A 23115-nucleotide genomic window follows, 5' to 3' on the forward strand; every position below is an offset into this window, starting at 1 on the left:
GCCTACCCTTGACCTACAGACGCCAGCCCAACGGCTGGCCCAGCTGCTCAATCCAGCAGCTTGACCAACCGTTGCTTCGACCGGTTGAGATCGCCTCACTCACAAGGTGTCATCGGCTGGTGCAGCGGACTGCGTGGGGTCAGAGGTCGAAGAGCGACCCTGCCTCGTGGATGTCGACGTCGGTACGCGGCGCGTGAGCCTCTCCGCTCACGGCCGGTGCCGGCTTCGGCTCCGGCGCGGCCTTCTCGGGCTCGGGCTCCGGGTCGGGCTCGGCTGGCGTCTCCACCTCGACCGCCGCTTCTTCGGCGGGCGCGGCGGGTGCCTCGTCGACCACGGTCTCCGGGGCAGCCTCGGCCACGGGTGCGGCCTCAGCGGGGGCGGGAGCAGCCGGAGCCGCGGCCGCGACCGCGCCCTCCGGGGCCTCGATGTCGAAGAGCGAGCCGAGGCTGTCGAAGTCGACGTCGGTCTTCGGCTCCGAGGTCACTCCCGAACCTGCCACCGGCGCCGCGGGTGCCGCGGGCGCAGCAGGTGCGGCCGGGGCCTCCGTCGTGGCCTCGACCGGAGCAGTCTCGGCCGGAGCAGCCTCGACCGGAGCGGCGGGCTCGGCGGCCTTGGCCGTCGTCGGCTCGGGCTCGCTGGCCGGGATGTCGAAGAGCGAACCACCCGCGCTGAGGTCGATGCTCGGCTCTTCGGCGGCCGGCGTAGCAGCCGGGGCCGCGGGCTCGGCTGCCGGTGCAGCCTTCGCCTCAGGCGCAGGTGCGGCCTCCTCGGCCGGTGCGGCCGGGATGTCGAAGAGCGAGCCGCCTCCACCGAGGTCGACAGCAGGCTCCTCGGCGGGCGCCGGAGCGGCCTTCGCCTCGGGTGCGGCAGCAGGCTCCGCCTCCTGAGCCGGTACGTCGAAGAGCGACCCACCAGCCCCGAGATCCGCAGCAGGCTTCTCAGCCGGCTTCTCGGCAGGCTTGTCGGCGGGCACGTCGAAGAGCGAGCCACCCGAAGCCGGGGTCTCCTCCTCGGCAGGTGCCTCCGCAGGCGTGTCGAAGAGCGACCCGCCGCCGTCGAACAGCGAGCCACCGGAGGCCGGCTTCTCCGGCTCAGCGGCCGGAGCGGGGGTGTCGAAGAGCGATCCGCCACCCGACGTACCTCCCGAGGCCGGCTCGGCCGGGGCAGGCGTGTCGAAGAGCGAGGACGCGTCGGCCGGAGCCTTCGGGGACTCGGTGGTCTCCGCGGCCTCGGCGGGGGAGTCGAAGAGCGACGAACCCGCAGCGGCGGTGGCAGCACCGGCGGCCGGAGCGGCTTCCTCGACGGCCGGAGCAGCCTTGGCGGCGGCACCGACCTTCGCACCCTCGCCCGGGGCCAGCTTTGTCGCCTGCTCGCCCTTGACGGACGCGAGCAGCATCTGCGCGACGTCGAGCACCTCGACCTCTTCGCGTGCGGCCCCGTTGGCCTGGGCCTTGGTCAGGCCGTCGGAGAGCATGACGCGGCAGAACGGGCAGCCGACGGCGATCTGGTCGGCACCGGTGGCGACGGCCTCGTCGGTGCGGTTCTCGTTGATCCGCGACCCGATCTTCTCCTCCATCCACATCCGGGCGCCACCGGCACCACAGCAGAAGGAGCGCTCGGAGTTGCGGGGCATCTCCTTGTACTCCGCACCCGGCATGATCTGCAGGAGCTCGCGCGGCGGCTCGTAGACGCCGTTGTGGCGACCGATGTAGCACGGGTCGTGGTAGGTGATCGAGCGCTTGTGGGCGCCGGCGCCGTCCGCGACCGGGGTCAGCTTGCCCTCGCGGACGAGGCGGTTGAGCAGCTGGGTGTGGTGCACGACCTCGAGCTCGATGCCGAACTCCTTGTACTCGTTCTTCAACGTGTTGAAGCAGTGAGCACAGGTGGTGACGGCCTTCTTGACCTTGAACTCCTTGAACGTCTCGACGTTCTGCTGAGCCAGGCCCTGGAACACGAACTCGTTGCCGGCGCGGCGGGCGGAGTCGCCGGTGCAGGTCTCGCCGTTGCCGAGTACGCCGAAGGAGACCCCGGCCATGTCGAGCAGCTCGGCCACGGCGCGGGTGGTCTTCTTGGCCCGGTCCTCGTAGGCGCCGGCACAGCCGACCCAGAACAGCCAGTCGACCTCCTCCAGCGACTCGATGTCCTTGCCGACCTCCTTGACGTCGAAGGGCAGGTCCTTGGCCCAGTCCATGCGCGCGTTGGCGTTCATGTTCCAGGGGTTGCCCTTGCCCTCGAGGCCCTTGAAGAGGCCGTTGAGCTCAGAGGGGAAGTTGGACTCGACGAGCACCTGGTAGCGGCGCATGTCCATGATGTGGTCGACGTGCTCGATGTCCACGGGGCACTGCTGGACGCAGGCACCGCAGGACGTGCAGGACCAGAGGACGTCCTCGTCGATGACGAAGCCGCCGTCCTCGGGGTTGTAGAACCAGTCGAGCACCTCGGCGTTGCCCCCGGCACCCTCCGGTGCGCCGTCGGCCTTGCCGATCAGCGGCTTCTCCTTGAGATCACCGTCAGCGGCAGCGGCGTACGCATGCTCACGCAGGCCCATCATCAGCAGCTTGGGCGAGAGCGGCTTCTCGGTGTTCCAGGCGGGGCACTGCGACTGGCAGCGACCACACTCGGTGCAGGTGGTGAAGTCGAGGATGCCCTTCCAGGAGAAGTCCTGGATCGAGCCGACACCGAGGATGGCGTCCTCGGGGATCCGGTCCTCCTCGACGTCCTCGAGGGTGACCGGCTTGCCGTCGATCAGCATCGGCTTGATCGCGCCGAGCGCGGTGCCGAGCGGGCGCGCGCCGTCAACAGCAGACGTACGCGAAGCGGGCTCGCGCTTGAACCAGATGTTGAACCAGGCGGTGAAGCGGTGCCAGGCGACACCCATCGTCAGGTGGGTGGAGACGACGGCCAGCCAGATCAGCGCCGTGATGATCTTGAAGGCCGCGATCCCGTAGATGATGTTCTCGAGCGTGTGGATCGCGTCGGGGCCGGTCGGGTAGAGCGCGCCGAAGAACTGCGAGATCGGGAAGTGGAACGCGGTGGCGTGCTCGGCGACCTCGCCGCCGTGGGCCTTGGCGAGGTTGTACTCCGCACCGCGGATGAACAGGATCGCCGCGCTCTCGACCAGCACCATCGCCTCGACGAAGAACGCCTGCCACTGCGTGGAGCCGTAGAACCGCGTGCCGCGGCCCATCTTCGAGGGCAGGTGGGTCACCCGGTAGATGATCAGCGGGATGATGCCCAGCGCGCCGAGCAGGCCGAGGAGCTCGGCGAGCCACTCGTAGGCGAACAGCTTGCCGATGACCGGGAGCGTCCACTCGGGGTCGAAGAGCTGGAAGTACGCAGCCCCGACCGCCGTCGAGAGCAGCAGGAACGCGGCGAAGGCGAACCAGTGGAGCACGCCGACCCAGGTCCACTGCAGCATGCGCGTGTGGAGGACCGTCTCTTTCAACATCGTCAGGGTGCGGGCGAGTGGCTGGTCGACGCGGCTGATCGGCGTACCGATCTTGATGACCGCGAGCATCGACCTGACCGCCTTGATCACCAGGTAGGCGGTGGCCACCGTTGCCGCAAGACACACGACGATGGCGATGATCTGCAACATGCCTAGGCGCTCCTCATCAGGGGGCAGGACTGCCGGAATGAACCGAGCCTAATGCTTCAGGTCGGCTCGACTGCGTATGGGTGGGTTGATACTACCCGTGAGTAACTTCATAAAGAAGAAACGGCCCGCGACCTGGTCAGGACGCGGGCCGTTTCTTAGGACAGCCTCAGTGGATCAAGGCCTCACTTGTTCGCGTTCACCTTGAACTTGGCGTGACCGATGTTGACGACCGACTTGGTGCCCTCGGTCGCGTCGAGGAGCGTCAGCCGCAGGGCGACGACCTCAACCAGGTTCTTGCTGCGCTCGACGACGACCTTGGTCTCGATCTTGGCCAGGCCGGGGATGTCGACGCGGGAGAGCGCCGACTCCAGCTGGGCGAGGGAGACCTTCTGGTCGTTGATGTAGATGTCGCCGAACTTGGTGCCCGAGATGGACGTCGTGGAGCCCTTGCCCTTGACGTACTTGGCGTTCGCCTGAGCGCGGATGGCCTCGATGCGGATCGCGCCGTCGCCGATGTTGACGTTGGCGACCTCACCGAAGGTGTAGCCCTCGGCGGTGGTCTTGGTCTGGTTCGAACGCTGACCGCTGGTCAGGCCCTTGACGTCCACGATGTTGCCGGCCTCGCCCAGCGGCACGTGGCCGATGGACTTGGTCTTCAGCTTGCCCTTGGTGCCGGCGCAGCCCGCGTTGGTCAGCGGGTTCTTGCCGATCTGGACGGCGCCGCCGAGAGCGGAGGCGTCGATGGAGTTGGAGAAGCCGTTGAAGACCGCGGAGAAGGCCTGGCCGTTGATCTCGGCGCGGGAGCGACCGACGATGACCTCGGAGTCGGTGCCGTGGAGCTTGATCCAGATGCCGTTGGCGTAAGCCTGGGCGCCGTCGGCGTTGGTGTTCTCGACGGTGTTGCCCAGACCGATGGTGGCAATGCCCGGGATGACGAGCGGCTTGTCACGGCCGGGGATCGGGAGGTCGATCTTCTGGCCGGGACCGGCCGGGTCGAGGACCACGTGAGCGATCTTGGCCTTGGAGTCGGCCTTGTAGGCCTTCCCGTCCCACCAGGCCTGGGAAACCGAGCTGAGGCCCTCGACGGTGACCTTGCCCAGCGGGCTCTTGTCGAGCACGACGTCGGCGATCTTGTGCTCCGAGATGGACTTGACCACCGCGCCGGACTTGACGGTGCGCTGCTTGGTGGTGGTCGCACCGATCGTGCCGATGCCGGGCACCTTGGCGCCGGCGGTGTTGTTGTTGACGTCGTAACCAGCCTTACGGGTGCACCCGATCGTCTGGTATCCGAGGTCTCCCGAGTTGGCCGGGATGCTTCCACCGGTCACGCGGGTGCCGAAGCCGCTCGCGAACAGCCCGAAGGAGGTGTTCGTCAGTGCGGCCTGAGAAGGCGCCGGCACAACCAGAACTGCGCCGACGACGGCGGCAGCGGCTGCGGACAGCGCGAACGTACGGATGCTTCGCATTGTTGGTTGGACTCCGATTCTGCGGTGGGGATCCCCCAAGATCCCCGCAACGGGGCCGTGCCACCTGCCAGATCCGGGGGAACCTGGCGCACTCCCGAGTTAAGGGGTGGCACATCGGGCAAACGAGAGAAAACCACGGAAGTTATCGGGACGGAGGTCCTATTTCTAGATGACCCTTCCTGGCCATGGGTAACCCACCCGGGCATACGCAAACGGGGCCGTGACCTCGGATGAGGTCACGGCCCCGTTCTGGGCCAGTCGATGACTACCGGGTCAGGTCGAGCTTGATTCCGGTGAGACCGTCGATGACGCCCGTCACCGTGTCGAGCACCGGGGCGACCACGTTCTCGCCCAGCGATGGCTGGGTCGGCGCTGGGGTCGGCTCGGGCTCGGGTTCGGGCTGGGGCTGCGGAGCGGGCTCCGGGGCCGGCTCGGGAGCCGGTTCGGGAGCGGGGGCCGGATCCTTGTCCGACAAGGCGTCCCCCTCGCGCGGCGCGGAGATCGTCCCGCTGGAGGAGTGAGCGCCGCCGTAGGTCTCGGCGGTGGAGGGCGCGTCGTAGTCGCCGTTGGAGTGCTTGCCGCCGGCGGTGGTGCCCGGGGCCGCGGGGGAGAACGGCGACGTCCTCTCCGGCGCGATCACGCCGGGGGCGTCGATGACCTTCTGGTCGGCGACGTCGACCACGGGTACGGCGTCGTACTGGCCGGCGTGGGCCTTGGCCTGCGTGGTCTCGAGGCCCGGCTCGACGTTGGCCTGGGCGAAGGCGCCGATGCCGGCCGAGGCGATCGCCATCGCGGCGAGCGGCAGCAGCACGGCCTTCTTGTTGCGGGCGCGGCTCTTCGGGATCCGGTGCTCCTCGACCACGCCGTTCCGGGTTGGCACCTGCGCGGCGGCGTACGGCGGCATCGCCGGGTTGGCGAACGTCACCGGCCCGGCAGGGTGGAACTGCTGGGCCGTGTAGGGGCTCGGCTGGTAGGCGTACTGCGGCAGCCGGGTGTGCGCGGGCATCGGGCGCTGATAGGTGGCCCGCGGCGGCTGGGAGTAGCCGGCATCGGAGTGTCGCAGGACGATCGCCGTGCCGGGCTGCGGCGGCGGGTATGGCGTGTACGGCGTGTGATGCGGTCGCACTCGCTCCGCGGCTGGGTTCGTCTTGGGATTGGTGAACCACGACTCGTCCGCCGGGGACACCCCCTCGAGAGCGCGGCGAGCGATCTCGAGGGGTTCGGGCGCGGTGTCGTTCGTGGGGAGCATCGGTGTGGCGGGGTGTCGAGCCGGCGTGGGTGGGACGTTCGAGTGGTCCCCCGTCGCGGGCCGACGATTCGCTTCAGTCATCTGACGCTGTCTCCTGAGCGCGTAGCGAGTGTCGGTTGTGTCGCGCAGCACGTAACGGAACCAGAATCGCGCCGGTTTGTCACCTTCTTCTCGGAAAAAAGTTACTGATCAGCCAAGATGGGCGATCAGTAACTTTTTCTATACATTGAGAGATATTCCTGGCCGGTGGCCTACAGCGCGGCGATGGCCTCGGCGATGCTGAGGACTCGCTTGGCGGACTCGACGTGGAGGGCCTCCACCATCTTGCCGTTGTAGGTCGCGACGCCGCTGCCGGCGGCCTCGAACGCCTCGATGAGACCCTTGGCGTCGGCCACCGCCTGCTCGCTGGGCGCGAAGCCTGCGTTGGCGCCCTCGACCTGGGCCGGGTGGATCAGGGTCTTGCCGTCGAACCCGAAGATCCGGCCCTGCTCGACCTCGGCCGCGTAGCCCTCGGCGTCCTTCACATTGTTGTAGACGCCGTCGAGGATGACCTTGCCGCTCGCGCGCGCCGCGAGCACGGCCAGCTGGAGGCTGGTGACCAGGTTGGCGCGGGCCGGGACGTGGTCGACGTACAGCTCCTTGACCAGGTCGTTGGTGCCCATGACGAGCACCGTCAGCCGCTCGGCGGCGGAGGCGATCTCCTCGGCGTGGAGGATGGCGTACGGGCTCTCGATCATCGCCCAGAGCTTCGTCTGCTCCGGGACGCCGGCCTTCTCGAAGGCCGTGACGAGGTCGTGCACCTGCTGGGCGCTGCTGACCTTGGGGACCACGATCGCGTCGGGTCCTGCCTTGGCCGCGGCGGCCAGGTCGTCGGCATGCCACTCGGTGTCGGCGCCGTTGATGCGGATGGTGAGGTACTTGTTGCCGTACTCGCCCGATGTCACGGCCGCGGCGGCGTTCTCGCGCGCCTCCGGCTTGGCGTCGGGGGCGACGGCGTCCTCGAGGTCGAGGATCAGCGCGTCGGCGGTGATCGTCTTCGCCTTCTCAAGGGCGCGCGTGTTGGAGCTCGGCATGTAGAGGACCGAGCGCAGGGGGCGGAAGGTGGTGGTCTCGGTCATCTCAGTCCTCGATCTCGATGGCGTCGTAGAGCTCCTTGAGCTTCGGGTCGATGGCGGCCAGCTCCTCGGCGAGGTCGACGAGCACCAGGCACTGCTTGAGCGAGGCGTCGTCCTCCATCTTGCCGTCGAGCATGACCGCGCCGGTGCCGTCGCCCATGGCGGCGACCACGCGGCGCGCGTGCTTGATGTCCTCGACGCTGGGGGAGAAGACGCGGTTGGCGATCTCGATCTGCTTGGGGTGCAGGCTCCAGGTGCCGACGCAGCCGAGCAGGAACGCGTTGCGGAACTGGTCCTCGGCCGCGACCACGTCGGTGATGTCGCCGAACGGGCCGTAGTAGGGGTAGATCCCCGCCGCGGCGCAGGCGTCGACCATCTTCGCGATCGTGTAGTGCCACAGATCCTGCTGGAAGACCGTGCGGTTGCCGTGGATGTCGCCGTCCACCGGGTCCTGGCGGACCAGGTAGCCCGGGTGGCCGCCGCCGACGCGGGTGGTCTTCATCTTGCGGTCGGCCGCGAGGTCGGCCGGGCCGAGGCTGATGCCCTGCATGCGGGGGGAGGCGAGCGCGATCTCCTCGACGTTGGCCACGCCGCGCGCGGTCTCGAGGATGGCGTGGATGAGGATCGGCTTCTGTACGCCGCCCTTGGCCTCGAGCTGCGCGAGCAGCCGGTCCACGTAGTGGATGTCCTCGGGGCCCTGCACCTTCGGCACCATCACGACGTCGAGCTTGTCGCCGATCTCGGTGACCAGGGTGACCAGGTCGTCGAGCACCCACGGGGAGTCGAGCGAGTTGATCCGGGTCCACAGCTGCGTGGGGCCGAAGTCTGTCTCGGAGGCGATCTTCACCAGACCCTCGCGCGCCGCGACCTTGTTGTCGGCCTTGACGGCGTCCTCCAGGTTGCCGAGGAGCACGTCGACGGTGCCGACCATGGCGGGCACCTTGGCCGCCATCTTCGGGTTCGACGGGTCGAAGAAATGGATCGCACGACTGGGCCGTGCCGGGATCTCCCGCAGTGGTGCGGGGGCGCCCACCGCCAACGGTGCGAAGAAGTCCTTGGGGCTCTTGTGACTCATGCCGGTCACCCTAACGGCCGGGAGTTACCGGCCGGTAGGCGTCTCGGCTTGTAACGATCACGACCGGCGTCGGGAGGGATGGTCCTTGGGAACCTGGGCGCCGTGACGGATCCGGGCGCCGGCGTCGAAGCCGGCGAGGACGGAGCGGACGGTGCTGCGGACCTTGCTGGGGTTCTTCTTGTAGTTGGTCATGACTCCAGCGTGCTCTCGTGGAGCGCCGAGGAGGAGTGGCAGGATTGACTAAGAATGATAGATTCTTGCCATGCCCGCGAAGCCGTCCATCGCCATCCCGATCGTCGACGGGATGACCCTGTTCGAGATCGGGATGCCGCTCGAAGCGCTCGGCTACGACTGGGACCACGACGCCAGCCCGCTCTACGACGTGGTGCTGTGCGGCGACCTGCGCGGGGTGCGCGTCCACGGTGGACCGCGGCTGACTCCGCAGCGGCCGATGGCCGCGCTGGCCGAGTCCGGAACGGTGCTGGTGCCGGCGATCCGTCCGGGCGAGCCGATCAGTCCGACCCTGGTCCGGGAGCTGCGCCGCGCCGCCGCGGGCGGGGCCCGGATGGTCTCGCTGTGCACCGGTGCCTTCGCCCTGGCCGAGGCCGGGCTGTTGGACGGTCGCCGCGCCACGACCCACTGGCGGTGGACGGAGTTGTTCCGGCGTACGTATCCCGGGGTCGACCTGGACCCGCGGGCGATCTACGTCGACGACGGTGTGCTGACGAGCGCGGGCTCGGCCGCAGGGCTGGACCTGTGCCTCCACCTGATCCGCACCGACCACGGCCAGCACGCCGCCAACACCATCGCCCGCAACCTGGTCATCGCCTCGCACCGCGACGGCGACCAGGCGCAGTACGTCGCGGCCGACCCGCTCACCGAACAGGCCCACTGGCTCGACGAGCTGCGCAGCTGGCTCCGGGCCAACCTGCACGAGGACATCACTCTCGAGCGTCTGGCGGCGGCTGCCGCGGTCTCCCCGCGCACCCTCGCCCGGCGCTTCGAGCGCGACCTCGCCACCACTCCGATGCGCTGGGTCACCGCAGAGCGGATCGCGGTCGCCAAGACCCTCCTCGAGACCACCGATCTGCCGATCGAGCGGATCAGCCACGAGGCCGGCTACTACTCGCCGGTGACCTTCCGGGCCTCGTTCACTTCGGAGGTCGGTGTGACTCCTGGGCGGTATCGGATGCGGTTTTCTCGGCGCGAGGTCGGTGGTCGGGGTGGGGAGGTCGTTGGGGCGCGCTGAGACGGTGGGTCTTTGTGGTTGGGGTTTGCCGCCGACCCTTTCGGGGAGGGTGTTCTCGGCGGCGTCCGGAGTAAAGGACGGCCTTCGGCCGCCGGCTTCGCCGGTCGCCTTCGGCGATCCTTGACACCGGCCGTCGCCGAGAATTTTGGCTGTATATCGGGTCGGCGGCAGGGGTTTGGTGCGGAGATGTGAGTTGGGTAGGGGCTTTGGAGTCGGCTGATGGCTTCGCTGGTGTGGGCGAGCGGGGCAGTTGGTGGAAGGAAAATTCCTTTCGCCGCGTGAGCCGTGTCTGCCGAGACGTGGGTTCTGCTGGCGGAAGGAATTTTCTTTCCGCTGGAGGAGTCCTTGCTCGGTGGGGCGAACGAATTTTCGTTCGCCTGTAGAAGCCTTCCCTTCGCCTGGAGCGGTTTCCCGCGGCCACTCTGGGGCCGCCGCCCCGATAGCCAGCCAAGTCTTTCTCGACGTGGTCCGGTGTCAAGGATCGCCGAAGGCGACCGGCGAAGCCGGCGGCCGAAGGCCGTCCTTTACTCCGGGGCAGGTCGAGAAGACCGTCGAGAACGGGTCGGCGGCCCAAGACCAGCCACAAGTAACGGTCGCTGACCGCACTCTTTCACCGGCCCGGCGACCGCTCAGCGCCGCCACCAACGCCGCCTCCGCGGCGTCTGCTCGCGACGCACGTTCTTGGCCGCCTCCACCCGGGCCGCGCGGCGCTCGCGCCAGGCGTCGAGCGTGGCGTCGACGTCGCGGGGCATGGTGATCAGCGGCGGGCCCTCCGGCGCGCCGTAGCGGGCCGCGATGACGCGCTCGTTGAACTCCTCGACGATCCTGCGGGCGCCGTCCTCGGTGGTCTGGGTGTCGAGGAGGCCGTCGAGCTCGGCGTCGTCCTTGCGGAGCTGGACGGACCGAGGGAGCACCACGATCTGCTCGCGCTCGACGAGCTGCTTGACCCACCAGTCGGGATCGTGGTCGCGGTCGAGGTTCTTGATCGGCTTGCCGGCGCCGGGCAGGTTGTCGAACTCGCCGCGCTGGATCGACTGCTGCACCTGGAGGTCGACCCACTTGGCCTGCTCCTGGATCCGGGCCGCGGCTGCCGCCTTGCCCGCCGCGTCGGAGAGAGGGGGCGCCTGCGTCTCCGGGCGCTCCTCGGGCCGGTCCTCGCTCGTGGGCATGTGATCACCTCCAGCGCGGGAAAGTTTACCCAGCGCTGGTTGTGCGGCGGGGCAGCAGGAGCAGCAGCCCGGCGACGAGGGCGGTGATGCCGCACACCGCCCACACCGTGAGGTAGCCCGAGAGCGGCGCGTGCGCCTCGCCGGCGATGGATCCGTCCGCGGCGAGCGCGATCGCGAAGACCGCGGAAGCGATGGCGCCGCCGACGGTCTTGGTGGCGTTGGTCATGCCGGTCGCGAACGCGGTGCGGGAGGCTGGCGCGGCCGCGGCGGCGGCTGCCGGCAGCGAGGCGACCAGGGCACCCGAGCCGAGCCCGACGACGGCCATGTTGAGGAGTCCCTGGCCGGTGGAGTCATGGAACGGGAGCCACATCAGATAGCCGGTCGCCACCAGGAAGCAGGCGACCGCCTGCGCCCGTACCGGCCCGAGGAACCGGGCCCACAGCGGCAGGCTGAAGGCGGAGATCGCCATCGCGATCACGTACTCCGCGATCAGCAGCGACACGAACGACGCATCCGCGCCCAGTCCGAATCCGGCCTCGTCAGGTGACGTGCGCGCGAAGGTCGACAGCGGGATCTGCGCTCCCAGCACCGAAATCCCGAAGAGGAACGCGGTCAGCTGGATCGGCCACTGCCCGCGCGAGACCAGCAGACGTACGTCGATCAGCGGCTCGCGCCCACCGGCATCGTCCAGCGCCGTCTCGATGCGCCAGAACGGGACCAGGGTGAGCAGCCCCAGGACCACGAGGCCCCAGGCGAGGAGAGACCCGGCCCCGAGGACGCGTACGCCGACCAGGCCGGCCATGACCAGGCCGAGCACGAGGGTCAGCACCGTCAGCCCGAGCCAGTCGAAGGCGCCGCCGCTGGTGCCGGAGTCGGGTTCGATGCCGACGGCGATGACGACGAAGACAGTGGTCACGGCCACGGCCGGGAAGGAGAGGATCGCCCACATCGGGAGGATGCCGACGAGGGCGCCGGCGGCGATCGCGCCGATGATCACCGAGACCTGCAGCGCGCCGACCAGGACACCGGCGGCTCGGCGGGTCAGGGCGGTGTCGCCGCCGGTGCGCTTGTGGACGATGGCGACCTCGAGGGGCAGCCAGATGACGTAGGCGCCCTGGATCGACCAGGCGACCAGGAACGAGCCGAAGTCGGGAGCGACGACGGTCCACCAGGTGGCGAGCGCGGTGATGCCGGTCGCCAGCAGCAGCACCTTCTTGTGGCCGATCAGGTCGCCGAGCCGGGCGAGCGGGGGCACGCACAGCGCGGAGACGATCAGCTGCCCGGCCTCGAGCCAGTTGAGGTCGGCGTCGGAGACGCCGAGGTGGTCGGCGAGATCGGAGAAGATCGGGGTGTAGTAGCCCTGCAGGATGCCGCTGGCGAATTCGACGGCCACCAGGAAGCCGACGATCACCCAGATTCCGCGGGCGGCCTTCTCGACGCCGGTGCGCTGGCTTTCGGTGGTCACAGTGACTCGATCAACCTTCGGTAGAAGCGGATCCCGTCGAGGTAGTCATCGACCCTGATGTTCTCGTCGGCGGCGTGGATGGTGGCGCGCTGGGCAGCGGTCATCCGGAACGGCGCGAACCGGTAGACCCGGTCGCTGATCTCGTAGAAGAAGCGCGAGTCGGTCGCGGCCATGACCGTGTAGGGAGCCGGTACGGCCTCCGGGAAGACGTCCGCGATGGTCTCGGTGATCTTCGCGAAGGCCTCGTCACGTGGCGAGACCGGGGACGGCTCACCCGCGCGCACGACCTCGATCTCGACCTGCTTGTCGCCGATCGCGGCACGCAGCCGCTCGACGACCTCGGCGACCGTCTCGCCGACCATGATCCGCAGGTTGACCCCGGCCGAGGCGGCCGAGGCGATGACGTTGGCCGCCGGGCTGCCCTCGAGCGTCGTGATCGCGACGGTGGTGCGGGTCAGCGCGGCCGGCTCGGGCCCCAGCCGGGTCAGCAGCCGGGCCAGCGCCGGCGCCAGCCGACCCGCGTTGGCCAGGACAGGTCGCATGGGCTTGGCCGCGTACGGGGCGATCTGCTCGAACATCTCGACCGTCGGCACCGGCAGCCGGACAGGCATCGACATGCGGTCGAGCCGGGTGATCGCGCGGGCGAGCCGTACGGTCGGGCCGTTCTGGCGTGGGGTGGAGGAGTGGCCGCCGTCGCCGGTCACCGTGAGGCGTACGTCGGTGGTGCCCTTCTCGGCGACGCCGACGACCCCGATCGGCGCGGCGACGCCCGGGAAGGCGTCGAAGGCGACCGCGCCGCCCTCGTCGAGCACGAACCACGGCTCGACCCCCTGGTCGCGAAGCTCCTGGACCGCCGCCCGCGCTGCCGCGCCGGTCGTCTCCTCGTCGGAGCCGAACGACAGCCAGACGTCGTACGCCGGCTCGAACCCGTCCGCGAGGAGTCCCTCGACCGCGGCGCAGATCGCCACCAGCTGTCCCTTGTCGTCGAGCGTGCCGCGCCCGTGGATCACCCCGTCGACGATCTCGCCGCCGAACGGGTCGTGGGTCCAGACGCCTGCGATCGGGACGACGTCCTGGTGGGCCATCAGCACGACCGGCTTCTCGGCCGAGGCGCCGGGCCAGCGGAAGAGGAGGCCGTGCTCGCCGACCGGGGTGAGGTCGAGGGCCGCGTGCAGCAGCGGGAAGTGCTCGCGCAGCGCCTCGTGGAGCTGCTCGAACGCCTTCTTCTCCGCGCCGGAGCCGTCGTTGACGGTCGGGGCTCGAAGTGCGGCCTGAAGAGCGGCGACGGCATCGAGTGTCATGGCCGCAACCTAGTCGGCCGTGGCGGTGTGGATCACCGTGGTGGCGTCTCCGTCACCAGTTTGTGGCCTTCCCTGCGCCGGGCAGCGGCACGTCGCGTGGGTGGATGACGTAGGTGACCCCGTCGGTCGAGGTCTGCCAGACCCGCTCGAAGTTCTCGCGGGTGTAGACGTTGCGCACCTCGTCGTTGGAGGAGTGGTTGGCGTCGTAGACGATCGGGTCGCCCTCGGCGGTGAAGCCGCCGATGACCAGCAGGTGGCCGTCGGTGCCGTAACCCGACTCCGGCATCTCCTCGCGCTCCCAGCTGGCGGAGACGACCAGCGGGAAGCCGGCCGCCACCAGAGCCTCGGCCTCGGCCAGCGAACGCAGCCGGGTCACGAACCCGTCCAGGCCCCAGCGGCCGGCGTAGGCGGTGTTGAACGGCCAGTTGCCGGCGCCCTCGTAGGCGTAGTCCCAGGTGTTGATCGCGGCGTAGGCGACCTGCGGGTCGCCGTTGGGCGCCTCGATGTCCGCCAGCTCGCTCGCCGGGACCTCGTGACCCCAGTGGTACTGCACCATCGTCGTCGAGGTCGGTGAGCACCAGACCTGACCGCCGCCACCGAACTCCGGGTACTCGCCGCGGTGGATGTTCTGGCTGAACGGCGGCACCCTGAGGTCGACCTCGCTGTCGAGGGTCGGCGTGCTCGTGCCGGGGTAGGCGGAGTCGGGCAGGTACTCGTTGGTCAGCGTCGAGACCGTTCGCAGGCTGGGGGAGACGGTCGCGCCCTCGGGGCGCAGCAGGGTGACCCTGGTCTGGAACGCCTCGGGCTCCTTACCGGTCCGGGCGACGTACGTGTCGGTGTAGAGCGCCGCGTCGGTGTCGCTCTGTCCTTCGACGGAGGTGCGGTGGATGTCGCCGGCCGCGAAGTCGTCGCCGGCCGTCCAGCGACCCATCACGAACCACTTCGTCCAGGTGCCGTCCGCCTTCCGCCCGCGGAACCGGATCTCGGCCCAGGTGCCGGTCGGGGTGTCGACGTCCCACGAGGTGACCGACTCGTCGATCGGGTATCCGGTCGTGACCACGGGCGAGGTCCACGTGCCGTACTCGTAGGTCTTGGCCGTGCCGTCGCCGAAGGGGTCGGCGTAGGTGGTCGTCTCGCTGCCGCGGCCGATCCGGAGGGTGCCGTGCCGGTCGGGGCGCAGGTTGCTCGACCTGCCCTTCGCGAAGTCTTCGAGGCTGTTCCACCGGGTGAGGGTGATGTCGGTGGGGGTCTCAGGCTCGGCCGCGTGGACCGGAGTCGTGGGCGCGACCAGGACGACTGCGGCGGCGAGCGCGGCAACGTACGCGAGGCGGGACCGAGGGCTCATGCCCGGCACGCTATTCCTCCTCGGAGGGCCGGGCCATGACATTTCGGCAGTCCGACTCCCCGGAAACTTCGGTGCCGGCTGGCATCCTGGTCGACGTGAACAACTTCGCATCCGACGGCTGGTTCAAGGACGAGTTCCACAAGAGGTACTCCGAGTCGGCCAAGGAGATCGGCCGGTTCAACCTCGCCGCCTTCGGTAAGACCGGGGTCGGCAAGTCGACGCTGGTCAACGCCGTCTTCGGGGCGGAGGTGGCGAAGACCGGGATCGGCGAGCCGGTGACGAAGGAGTCGACGCTCTACCTGCACACCAGCGGGTTCTTCGGGCTGCTCGACACCCAGGGCCTGGAGATCGGCGTCGAGGGCGACCGGGTGATCAAGGATCTCGCCAAGCTGATCCAGGAGCGGCGCCGCAAGCCGCAGTCCGAGCAGATCCACGTCGCCTGGTACGCCGTACGTTTCGCCGACCGCCGCTTCGAGGACACCGAGGCCGCGTTCATCCAGAAGCTCGCCGACCTGGGGCTGCCGGTGGTGCTGGTGATGACCCAGGTGCCGACCTCGCCGACGGGCGCCTACCACCCGGACGCGGTCGAGTTCGCTCAGCAGATCGACGCGCGCGGGCTGCCCGTGCACGGCGCCCGGGTCTACCTGACCAACGCGAAGGCCGACGAGTTCTCGGGCCTTCAGGTCCACGGGCTGCAGGAGCTCGTCGATGCCACCTTTCGATGCGCGCCTGCAGGGGTCGAGGAGGCCCTCACCGCGGCGCAGAGGGTGGATCTCAAGCGCAAGCAGGAGCAGGCGAACACCGTGATCGCGGGTGCCGCGACCGCGGCCGGGGCGGCCGGAGCCACCCCGATCCCGTTCTCCGACGCGGTCGTCCTGGTCCCGATCCAGCTCGGGATGATGGCGCGCATCTCGGCGATCTACGGCATCGAGGTGGACAAGGCCGCGATGGCCTCGATCGCGGCCACCGCGGCCGCCACCCAGGCAGGCCGCACCGTCGCCGGCAACCTGCTCAAGATGATCCCCGGGTTCGGCACCGTCGGTGGTGGGGCGATCAACGCCACCGTCGCGGCGGGCTTCACCGGCGCCATCGGGGCCGCCTGGTCGGCCGTCTGCGTCAAGCTCGGCGAGGGCAAGCTGCGCGGCGTCAACGGCGCACTGGACACCGAGAGCATCCGGACGCTCTTCCTCGACGAGCTGAAGACCCAGATCTCGAAGCTGAAGCTCCACGCCAAGGAGAAGTGAGCCTCCGCCTCACTCCGCCATGGCCGCCTCGTACGCCGCGGCGAGCTGCTCGCTCGCCCGCGGGGCGTCGGGGTCCGGCCGCGGCGTCCCCAGATGGAGCTCGCGCAGCTCGTCCATGAACGACTCCACCATCTCGGGACCGGCATCGCGCAGCAGCTCCGCGCGGACCCGGAGCTGCCGGGTGCCGTCGCGGTGGGCGAGGCCCCAGTTGCCGAGCGCGACCATGATCGGCAGCGTCTGGATGCCTGCCTCGGTCAGCGCGTAGGCGGCCTTCTGGCCGCGGCCGGCCTCCTCCTTGGTGAGCAGACCACCCTCGACCAGCTTCTTCAGCCGGCTGCTGAGGATGTTGGAGGCGATGCCCTCCTCGGAGCTGCCGAGCAGCTCGCGGAAGTGGCGACGGTTCCCGAACATCACATCGCGCAGCACGATCACCGACCAGGGGTCCCCGAAGACCTCCACGGCTGCGTTGATCGGGCAACCCGATCTGGGCTCGCTCACTCGGTGTCTCCTGCACTCGAAAATAGTGGTTGCAATCTGCAATCGGGAAGTCTACTCTCGACGCCAGTGATTGCAAAGTGCAATCACTCTGAACTCGAGGGAGACGGACATGTCACTCGTACGCGCTCACACCATCGGCGTCTCGCTGGACGGCTTCGCCACCGGCGACGGCCAGAGCCTGGAAGCGCCGTTCGGCCACGCCGGCATGCGGCTGATGGAGTGGTTCTTCCCGACCAGGACCTTCCAGAGCGCGACCGGCCACCGGGAGCGGATGGAGGTCGACCCGGCAGCCGATCCCGACGACGCCTTCGCCGCCCGCGCCTGGGAGGGCATCGGGGCCGAGATCATGGGCGCCGGCAAGTTCGGCCCTCCGGGATGGCAGGACGACGCCGACTGGACCGGCTGGTGGGGCGAGGAGCCGCCGTTCCACACACCCACCTACGTGCTGACCCATCAGCCCCGCGAGTCGATCGAGATGAAGGGCGGCACCGTCTTCCACTTCCGCGACGCGCCCATCGAGGAGGTGCTGGCCGAGGCGCAGGAGGCGGCCGCCGGCCAGGACGTACGCATCGGCGGCGGCCCCTCCTCGCTCCGGGACTTCCTGGCAGCCGGTCTCGTCGACCACCTGCACGTCGCCGTCGTCCCGATCATCCTGGGCCGTGGCGTACGGCTGTGGGACGGGCTGGAGGCGCTGGAGGACGGCTACGAGGTGACCTCGACCACCACGCCGAGCGGCGTCACCCACATCACCTTCGACCGGACGCAGGTGGCCCGATGAGCACCGTCCTGTGGCACTTCTCCATGTCGCTCGACGGCTACGTCGACGGTCCCGAGCCGGGGATGGCGTGGCTGAGCGACGTCACCGGCAAGCCCGGGGTCGAGGAGGCGTACTCCTCGCAGCTCGACGCCGTCCTGGGCGGGCGCAAGGGCCACGACGCCTACCCCGACGCGATGCCGTACGGGGACTGGCAGGGTCCGGTCTTCATCCTCACCCACCACCCCGAGGACGCCCGGCCCCAAGAGCACGTCACCTTCCTCAGCTGCGATGTCGAGGAGGCGCTGCGGATCGCGGTCGAGGCGGCCGACGGGAAGAACGTCGAGGTCCATTCCGCCGACATCGGCCGCCAGCTCCTCGAACGCGGCCTGATCGACCAGATCGACCTGCACAACCTGATCGGCGACGACCCGCATCTGGAGGTCGACCTCCGCTACGCCCCGGTGCGTCCGTGACGCCCTAGGGTTCATCACGTGGTCAGCCTGTTCTCGCTTCCGCTCCTGCAGACGCCGCGCACCCGGGTGGCGCGCACGATCCGGGCCGTGACCGGTGGTCCCAGCCCGCTCGCCGGGAGGACCGCGCTGATCACCGGCGCCAGCTCCGGGATCGGTGAGGCGACGTCGTACGCCGCGGCTCGACGGGGCGCGCACGTGCTCCTCGCCGCCCGCCGGGCCGAGGAGCTCGAGCGGGTGCGGAGGACCATCGAGCAGAGCGGCGGGCGGGCGTCGACGTACGTCGTCGACATGGCCGACGGTGACTCGATCGACGCGCTGGTGGAGCAGCTGCTCGCCGAGCACGGGGCGGTCGACTACCTGGTCAACAACGCCGGCCGGTCGATCCGGCGGTCGCTGGAGCTGACTCACGACCGCTTCCACGATTTCGAGCGGATGATGGCCGTGAACTACTTCGGTGCGGTCCGGCTCACGATGGGACTGCTGCCGGCGATGCGCGCCCAGCGGTTCGGCCACGTGGTCAACATCGTCACCTGGGGCAACCAGATCAAGGCGCCGAAGTTCGCTGCGTACATCGCCGCGAAGTCGGCGCTCGACGTGTTCGGCCGGATCCTGAGCCGTGAGGCCTACTTCGAGAACGTGACCTGCACCAACATGCGCGTCGCGATCGTGCGTACGCCGATGATCGCCCCGACCGCCGAGTACGAGGGCCGCGGCGAGAGCCCCGAGGAGTGCGCCGAGCGTGTCGTCCGCGCGCTCGAGGACCGGCCGGTGACGGTCGACGGCGCCTTCGGGTCGGTCTTCGAGGTCCTCAACGTCGTCACCCCGCGGCTGGCCGACCTCGCCATGGCCGTCTCCCACCTGCGTACGCCGGACTCTGCCGCCGCACGCGGGACGGCTCGGGTGCGGGACTGACTGATTGACGCCTGGCCGTCACCAGCGGCCGCGGTGGACGACGTCCTCGAGCGGAGTGCGCTTGCGGCGGGTGGGGGAGCCCTTGGCGCCGCCGGAGGCGGGGTGGCCGATGGTGACGGCCCCGATCGGGTCGAAGGCGTCGGGGATGTCGAACGTCTTGCGGACCGCGGCGTCGGACTCGGGCGGGATGCCGAAGTAGAGGGCGCCGAGGCCCTCGTCGACCACGGTCTGCAGGATCAGCATGGTCGCCATCGCGGTGTCCATGTGCCAGAACGGCATCGGCCAGTGGGCCTCGTCGCGGTCGGTCCAGCCCTTGTCGGGCTGTGCGTAGCGGTCCAGGTAGGCCGCCTTGGAGGAGCACGGGATCACGATCACCGGGGCCGTCATCATCCCCGCCAGCCAGCTGTCGGGGTTGTCCACGTCGGCCGTGGCCTCCCAGTAGCGGCGTACGTCCTCGGGGGTGTCGAGGACGAGGAAGGCCCAGCCCTGGGAGAAGCCGGCCGACGGCGCCCGGGTGGCGTTGTGCAGGATCTTGTCGATCACCGCCGGGTCGACCGGATCGCCGGTGTAGTTGCGGACCATCTTGCGGCGACGTACGACCTCGGAGAACTCCATAGGCACAGTGTCCCGTCTAAGGCGTGGAGCCCGTGCCCTAGGTCGGAAAGTAAGGCGCCCGGGTCGGTAAGTAGGGCGCGCGACCGATTCGGGTGCCTACCTCAGCGGAGGAGTGTTCTCGGTGTCAGCAGAACACAACTCAGCAGGAGATCGAGATGTACACCACCGTAGGTTACGAAGCAGAGGTCAAGTACCGCCGCCAGCAGATCCAGAAGGACCTGGCCAAGCGCCAGCGGGCCACCGAGGCTCGTCAGTCGCGACGCAACCGCACTCGCTGAGATGCGGCCGCAGACCGGCAGTCAGGAACGGAGCAAACGCCGAGCAGGAGGGATCCCGCTCGGCGTTGCTTCATGTCCGGGGCAGGGCGGTGTCGACCCCTGGGCCGACACGCTGTTGTCGGAAGGCGCGATGATTGCGCCCATGGCGCAGAGTGCCGAAAGGCTGGTCGGGCGTGATGCCGACCTGGAGACACTGGCAGGGCTGGTGGGGCTGGACGGCACCGCGCAGCCGGGCGGACGTAGGCATGTCCTCCTAGCGGGCGACGCCGGTGTCGGGAAGACCCGGATCCTGCGCGAGCTCCGCGGCCGTGCCGCCGCCGACGGCAGGCAGGTGCTGGTCGGCCACTGCCTCGACTTCGGCGACAGCGCCGAGGCCTACCTGCCGTTCACCGAGATCCTCGACAACATCACCTCCGCGCTGCCCGACGTGGTCGCGCAGGTCGCCGACGTACATCCGGCGCTCCTGCGGATGGCGCCCGTGGCCCGTGCGCTCGGCGGGGCTGACACCGCCGTCCAGGAGGCGCTCGACCGAGGCAACCTCTTCGCCGCGATCCACTCACTCCTGGAGCGCGCGGCCGAGAAGGCGCCGCTGCTGGTCGTGGTCGAGGACACCCACTGGGCCGACCAGTCCACCCGTGACCTGCTGACCTTCCTCTTCACCCGGCCGTTCGGCGGCCCGGTGACGCTCGTCGCCTCCTACCGCGCCGACGACCTCCACCGCCGTCACCCGCTGCGCCGCCAGCTCGCCGAGTGGACCCGGCTGCCGTCCGTCGAGCGATTCCACCTCGGCCGCCTCTCGGACGATGACGTACGTGTCCTGGTCGGTGAGCTCGCCGGCGACCTCACCGACGGGGTCGACGTCGAGAGCGTCGTACGTCGCGCCGACGGCAACGCCTTCTTCGTCGAGGAGCTGGTGCAGGCCGCCGGCGCCGAGGAACTGCCGTGGGACCTCGCCGACCTGCTCCTGATCAGGCTGGACCAGCTCGACGCGACCGCGCGTGAGGTGGTCGACACCGCCAGCGCCGCCGGCCGCGACGTCAGCGACGAGCTCCTCGAGGCCGTCGCCGGCCTCGACCGCGCCACTCTCGACGCCGGTCTGAGACAGGCGATCGAGCGGGCGATCCTGGTGCCGCGCGAGGACGGCTACTACGTCTTCCGGCACGCGCTGCTCGGGGAGGCCGTCTATGACGATCTGCTGCCGGGCGAGCGGGTCCGGCTCCATCAGCGGTACGTCGAGGCGCTGAGCCGCGACCTCACGACCGGCAGCGCGGCCGGCCTCGCGCGTCACGCCCGCCTTGCCGGCGACCACGAGACCGCGCTCGCGGCCGGGATCGCCGCCGGCGACGAGGCGGCCGCCGCAGGTGGTCCCGACGAGGCCTCGCAGCACTATCAGCAGGCGATCGCCCAGCTCGCCGGTCGTGCCGACTCCGACCACGACACCCAGCGCCTCGTCGATCTGGTGGTCAAGGCCAGCGATGCGATGGTGGCCGCCGGGCACGCCGACCGCGCCGGGAAACTGGCCCGTGAACAGCGGGAATCACTCCCGGCCGACGCTCCCGGTCTGTGGCGCGCGCAGCTGATGACGGTTGAGATCGAGACCAGCTTCGCCTACGTCAACGATGTCCGGGTGGGGGCGCTCGCGGAGAAGGCGATGGCCGAGCTGCCCGAGGACGCCCCGCCGCTGGTGCGGGCGCGGCTGCTCGCGGCGTACGCCCGGTCGCTGATGATCTACCGCCGTCACGAAGACGCCGAACGAGCCGGCCGAGAGGCGCTGGCGCTGGCCGAGGAGCTCGGCCGGACCGGCCTCGCCGCAGAGGTCGCGGCGACGCTGGCCGGGTCGTGGGGACGTCCGCCCCAGCTGTGGATCGAGCCGCTCCGTGAGGCGGTGGCGCGGGCCGCCAAGGTCGGCGCCCTGCACCCGGAGTTCCGCGCCCGGCTCCAGCTCGCCTTCGCCCTCGACGCGGCCGACCGTCGTGACGAGGCCGGCGAGAGCTACCGCAGCGCCTACGAGCTCAGCGTGGAGCGGGGCGTCCCCTGGGCGCCGTACGCCTTCGACGCCCGGATCGCCTGGCTCGACTACCTCCACACCGCCGGTCGCTGGGACGAGGCGCTCGCGCTGACCGACGCATACGGCATCCCGCCGGTGCTGTGGCCGTGGCTGGAGTCCAAGCGGCTGATGATCGAGCAGGCCCGTGGCGCCGACGTCGGTGCCGAGGCGCGGCGGCTGCGGCCGTCGTGGAAGCAGGAGGTGGCCACCGCCAGCGAGTCGGCCCCGGTGGAGATCCGGGCCGCCGCGGGTCGTGGGGACATCGACGCGGCGATCGAGGCCTACGACGCCGGCGTCGCGGCCCTCACCACCGGCTGGGGAAAGTGGTTCGGCGCCCATGCCCGGCTCTCGGCGATCGCCGTCGGTGCGATCGGCTCCGCCCTCCCTGCCGTCCCCGTCGGTGCTCGACCGCAGGTGATGGCGCAGGTGGACCGCATCGTGGAGGCGGGCACCCGGCCCGTCGAGACGGAGCAGCCCTGGGGGCTGGAGGGGCAGGCGTGGTCGGCGCGGCTGCGGGCCGAAGGGCTCCGTGCCCACTGGCTGGCGGGCATCTCCGTGCCCGAGCAGGCCGACCTCGTCGAGGCGTGGCGGGCGACCGTCGCCGCCTTCGAAGCCTTTCCGCACGTCCACGAGCTCGCCTGGTCACGGGTCCGGCTCGCCGAGATCCTCCGGGCCGGCGGCGACACCGCCGGCGCGCGTGAGCTGGCAGACCAGGCCAGGGAAGCGGCGAAGCGGCTCGGCGCTCGACCGCTCCTCGACCACCTGCTCACCCTCGGCAGCACGCCACAGCGGTCGGCGGCAGGTCCCTCCGGCGAGCTGACCGCTCGGGAGAGGGAGATCCTCGCCTTGGTCGCGGCCGGACGCAGCAACGGCGAGATCGGCAAGCAGCTGTTCATCTCGACCAAGACCGTCTCGGTCCACGTCTCCAACATCCTGGCCAAGCTCGGCGCCTCCGGCCGCACCGAGGCAGCGGCCATCGGACGCCGCCGGGGGCTCGTGGAGTGATGCTGATCACGGCCGAATGAGGCACCCCTGACGTACGCCTAAGGCAGGCGCCTCATGCGTGGCCCTACCTCAGGAGCCGAGTCTGGATGCATGACTTACACCAACCAGATCAGCTATGACGCCGAGCTGGCCTACCGCCAGCAGACCATTCGCCGCGCGACCGCGGCCGACCGTCTCGCCCGCCAGGTGAAGCGCCGCCGTCCCCGCCGGATGGACTCGATACACAACTGAGTCCTCGGAGGTCGGTAATGCGG

General features: G+C 69.8%; 20 protein-coding genes. 8 read left to right on the plus strand and 12 right to left on the minus strand.

Annotation, left to right across the window (positions count from 1 at the left end):
• Positions 1 to 139 precede the first annotated feature (139 nt).
• The 6 genes from ACIO3S_RS18085 to ACIO3S_RS18110 all read right to left on the minus strand — a co-directional run bounded on the left by ACIO3S_RS18085 (position 140) and on the right by ACIO3S_RS18110 (position 8695).
• Positions 140 to 3598 carry a heterodisulfide reductase-related iron-sulfur binding cluster gene (locus ACIO3S_RS18085; protein ID WP_400466457.1) on the minus strand — a complete coding sequence of 1153 codons (3459 nt, stop codon included), beginning with the start codon at positions 3596 to 3598 and terminating at the stop codon, positions 140 to 142.
• A 182-nt stretch (positions 3599 to 3780) separates the two neighbouring features.
• Positions 3781 to 5064 (minus strand): choice-of-anchor P family protein, encoded by a 1284-nt coding sequence (locus ACIO3S_RS18090; protein ID WP_400466460.1) that lies wholly within the window; start codon positions 5062 to 5064, stop codon positions 3781 to 3783.
• Positions 5065 to 5329: 265 nt separating this feature from the next.
• A complete protein-coding gene (locus ACIO3S_RS18095) occupies positions 5330 to 6394 on the minus strand; it encodes a hypothetical protein (RefSeq protein WP_400466463.1) in 1065 nt (354 codons plus the stop codon).
• A 170-nt stretch (positions 6395 to 6564) separates the two neighbouring features.
• Complete coding sequence (locus ACIO3S_RS18100) at positions 6565 to 7431, minus strand: HpcH/HpaI aldolase/citrate lyase family protein (protein WP_400466466.1); 867 nt, start codon at positions 7429 to 7431, stop codon at positions 6565 to 6567.
• A gap of 1 nt (position 7432) precedes the next feature.
• Complete coding sequence (locus tag ACIO3S_RS18105; protein WP_350659965.1) at positions 7433 to 8503, minus strand: CoA ester lyase; 1071 nt, start codon at positions 8501 to 8503, stop codon at positions 7433 to 7435.
• Between the two features lie 57 nt (positions 8504 to 8560).
• Positions 8561 to 8695, minus strand: coding sequence for a hypothetical protein (locus ACIO3S_RS18110; RefSeq protein ID WP_350718664.1), 135 nt, complete (start codon positions 8693 to 8695; stop codon positions 8561 to 8563).
• Positions 8696 to 8765: 70 nt separating this feature from the next.
• On the opposite strand from ACIO3S_RS18110, the gene ACIO3S_RS18115 reads away from it, so the two are divergent.
• Positions 8766 to 9752 (plus strand): GlxA family transcriptional regulator, encoded by a 987-nt coding sequence (locus tag ACIO3S_RS18115; protein WP_400466470.1) that lies wholly within the window; start codon positions 8766 to 8768, stop codon positions 9750 to 9752.
• A 629-nt stretch (positions 9753 to 10381) separates the two neighbouring features.
• Here the strand turns inward: ACIO3S_RS18115 and ACIO3S_RS18120 are convergent.
• The 4 genes from ACIO3S_RS18120 to ACIO3S_RS18135 are packed head-to-tail and all read right to left on the minus strand — an operon-like array spanning position 10382 to position 15032.
• Positions 10382 to 10921, minus strand: coding sequence for a DUF1992 domain-containing protein (locus tag ACIO3S_RS18120; protein ID WP_400466473.1), 540 nt, complete (start codon positions 10919 to 10921; stop codon positions 10382 to 10384).
• A 25-nt stretch (positions 10922 to 10946) separates the two neighbouring features.
• Positions 10947 to 12386, minus strand: coding sequence for an MFS transporter (locus ACIO3S_RS18125; RefSeq protein ID WP_400466476.1), 1440 nt, complete (start codon positions 12384 to 12386; stop codon positions 10947 to 10949).
• A complete protein-coding gene (locus ACIO3S_RS18130; protein ID WP_400466479.1) occupies positions 12383 to 13687 on the minus strand; it encodes a M20/M25/M40 family metallo-hydrolase in 1305 nt (434 codons plus the stop codon). The genes ACIO3S_RS18125 and ACIO3S_RS18130 overlap by 4 nt, the downstream gene beginning before the upstream one ends.
• 52 nt (positions 13688 to 13739) lie before the next feature.
• Positions 13740 to 15032, minus strand: coding sequence for a C39 family peptidase (locus tag ACIO3S_RS18135; RefSeq protein WP_400466482.1), 1293 nt, complete (start codon positions 15030 to 15032; stop codon positions 13740 to 13742).
• Positions 15033 to 15127: 95 nt separating this feature from the next.
• Between ACIO3S_RS18135 and ACIO3S_RS18140 the strand changes: the two genes are divergently transcribed.
• Positions 15128 to 16276: a GTPase family protein gene (locus ACIO3S_RS18140; protein ID WP_400466485.1), complete on the plus strand. Its 1149-nt coding sequence runs from the start codon at positions 15128 to 15130 to the stop codon at positions 16274 to 16276.
• A 9-nt stretch (positions 16277 to 16285) separates the two neighbouring features.
• Here ACIO3S_RS18140 and ACIO3S_RS18145 read toward each other — a convergent pair whose 3' ends face one another.
• A complete protein-coding gene (locus tag ACIO3S_RS18145) occupies positions 16286 to 16774 on the minus strand; it encodes a winged helix-turn-helix transcriptional regulator (protein WP_400466488.1) in 489 nt (162 codons plus the stop codon).
• A gap of 109 nt (positions 16775 to 16883) precedes the next feature.
• Between ACIO3S_RS18145 and ACIO3S_RS18150 the strand changes: the two genes are divergently transcribed.
• The 3 genes from ACIO3S_RS18150 to ACIO3S_RS18160 are packed head-to-tail and all read left to right on the plus strand — an operon-like array spanning position 16884 to position 18916.
• Positions 16884 to 17552, plus strand: coding sequence for a dihydrofolate reductase family protein (locus ACIO3S_RS18150; RefSeq protein WP_400466491.1), 669 nt, complete (start codon positions 16884 to 16886; stop codon positions 17550 to 17552).
• Entirely contained in the window at positions 17549 to 18004 is a 456-nt protein-coding gene (locus ACIO3S_RS18155; RefSeq protein ID WP_400466494.1) for a dihydrofolate reductase family protein, read from the plus strand. The genes ACIO3S_RS18150 and ACIO3S_RS18155 overlap by 4 nt, the downstream gene beginning before the upstream one ends.
• An 18-nt stretch (positions 18005 to 18022) precedes the next feature.
• Positions 18023 to 18916, plus strand: a complete 894-nt coding sequence (locus ACIO3S_RS18160; protein ID WP_400466497.1) for an SDR family NAD(P)-dependent oxidoreductase — start codon at positions 18023 to 18025, stop codon at positions 18914 to 18916.
• A gap of 18 nt (positions 18917 to 18934) precedes the next feature.
• On the opposite strand, the gene ACIO3S_RS18165 is transcribed toward ACIO3S_RS18160, so the two are convergent.
• On the minus strand, positions 18935 to 19531 hold the full coding sequence (locus tag ACIO3S_RS18165; protein WP_400466500.1) for a nitroreductase family protein: 597 nt from the start codon (positions 19529 to 19531) through the stop codon (positions 18935 to 18937).
• A gap of 155 nt (positions 19532 to 19686) precedes the next feature.
• Here ACIO3S_RS18165 and ACIO3S_RS18170 point away from each other — a divergent pair, with 155 nt between their 5' ends.
• The 3 genes from ACIO3S_RS18170 (at position 19687) to ACIO3S_RS18180 (ending at position 23092) form a co-directional block, all read left to right on the plus strand.
• A complete protein-coding gene (locus ACIO3S_RS18170; RefSeq protein ID WP_400466503.1) occupies positions 19687 to 19809 on the plus strand; it encodes a hypothetical protein in 123 nt (40 codons plus the stop codon).
• 142 nt (positions 19810 to 19951) lie between these two features.
• Complete coding sequence (locus ACIO3S_RS18175) at positions 19952 to 22861, plus strand: AAA family ATPase (protein WP_400466506.1); 2910 nt, start codon at positions 19952 to 19954, stop codon at positions 22859 to 22861.
• Positions 22862 to 22951: 90 nt separating this feature from the next.
• Positions 22952 to 23092, plus strand: coding sequence for a hypothetical protein (locus ACIO3S_RS18180; protein ID WP_160026607.1), 141 nt, complete (start codon positions 22952 to 22954; stop codon positions 23090 to 23092).
• The last annotated feature ends 23 nt before the right edge of the window (positions 23093 to 23115 follow it).

Origin of the sequence: Nocardioides sp. NPDC087217 (genome assembly GCF_044744805.1) — a bacterium.
Taxonomy (GTDB): Bacteria; Actinomycetota; Actinomycetes; order Propionibacteriales; family Nocardioidaceae; genus Nocardioides.

Excerpts from the sequence above, each read along its gene's own strand:
- ACIO3S_RS18155 (WP_400466494.1), top strand. The coding sequence starts at position 17,549 with ATGAGCACCGTCCTGTGGCACTTCTCCATGTCGCTCGACGGCTACGTC.
- ACIO3S_RS18150 (WP_400466491.1), top strand. The coding sequence starts at position 16,884 with ATGTCACTCGTACGCGCTCACACCATCGGCGTCTCGCTGGACGGCTTC.
- ACIO3S_RS18105 (WP_350659965.1), bottom strand. The coding sequence starts at position 8,503 with ATGAGTCACAAGAGCCCCAAGGACTTCTTCGCACCGTTGGCGGTGGGC.
- ACIO3S_RS18165 (WP_400466500.1), bottom strand. The coding sequence starts at position 19,531 with ATGGAGTTCTCCGAGGTCGTACGTCGCCGCAAGATGGTCCGCAACTAC.
- ACIO3S_RS18180 (WP_160026607.1), top strand. The coding sequence starts at position 22,952 with ATGACTTACACCAACCAGATCAGCTATGACGCCGAGCTGGCCTACCGC.
- ACIO3S_RS18135 (WP_400466482.1), bottom strand. The coding sequence starts at position 15,032 with ATGAGCCCTCGGTCCCGCCTCGCGTACGTTGCCGCGCTCGCCGCCGCA.
- ACIO3S_RS18110 (WP_350718664.1), bottom strand. The coding sequence starts at position 8,695 with ATGACCAACTACAAGAAGAACCCCAGCAAGGTCCGCAGCACCGTCCGC.
- ACIO3S_RS18095 (WP_400466463.1), bottom strand. The coding sequence starts at position 6,394 with ATGACTGAAGCGAATCGTCGGCCCGCGACGGGGGACCACTCGAACGTC.
- ACIO3S_RS18175 (WP_400466506.1), top strand. The coding sequence starts at position 19,952 with ATGGCGCAGAGTGCCGAAAGGCTGGTCGGGCGTGATGCCGACCTGGAG.
- ACIO3S_RS18130 (WP_400466479.1), bottom strand. The coding sequence starts at position 13,687 with ATGACACTCGATGCCGTCGCCGCTCTTCAGGCCGCACTTCGAGCCCCG.
- ACIO3S_RS18085 (WP_400466457.1), bottom strand. The coding sequence starts at position 3,598 with ATGTTGCAGATCATCGCCATCGTCGTGTGTCTTGCGGCAACGGTGGCC.
- ACIO3S_RS18120 (WP_400466473.1), bottom strand. The coding sequence starts at position 10,921 with ATGCCCACGAGCGAGGACCGGCCCGAGGAGCGCCCGGAGACGCAGGCG.
- ACIO3S_RS18100 (WP_400466466.1), bottom strand. The coding sequence starts at position 7,431 with ATGACCGAGACCACCACCTTCCGCCCCCTGCGCTCGGTCCTCTACATG.
- ACIO3S_RS18115 (WP_400466470.1), top strand. The coding sequence starts at position 8,766 with ATGCCCGCGAAGCCGTCCATCGCCATCCCGATCGTCGACGGGATGACC.
- ACIO3S_RS18170 (WP_400466503.1), top strand. The coding sequence starts at position 19,687 with ATGTACACCACCGTAGGTTACGAAGCAGAGGTCAAGTACCGCCGCCAG.
- ACIO3S_RS18090 (WP_400466460.1), bottom strand. The coding sequence starts at position 5,064 with ATGCGAAGCATCCGTACGTTCGCGCTGTCCGCAGCCGCTGCCGCCGTC.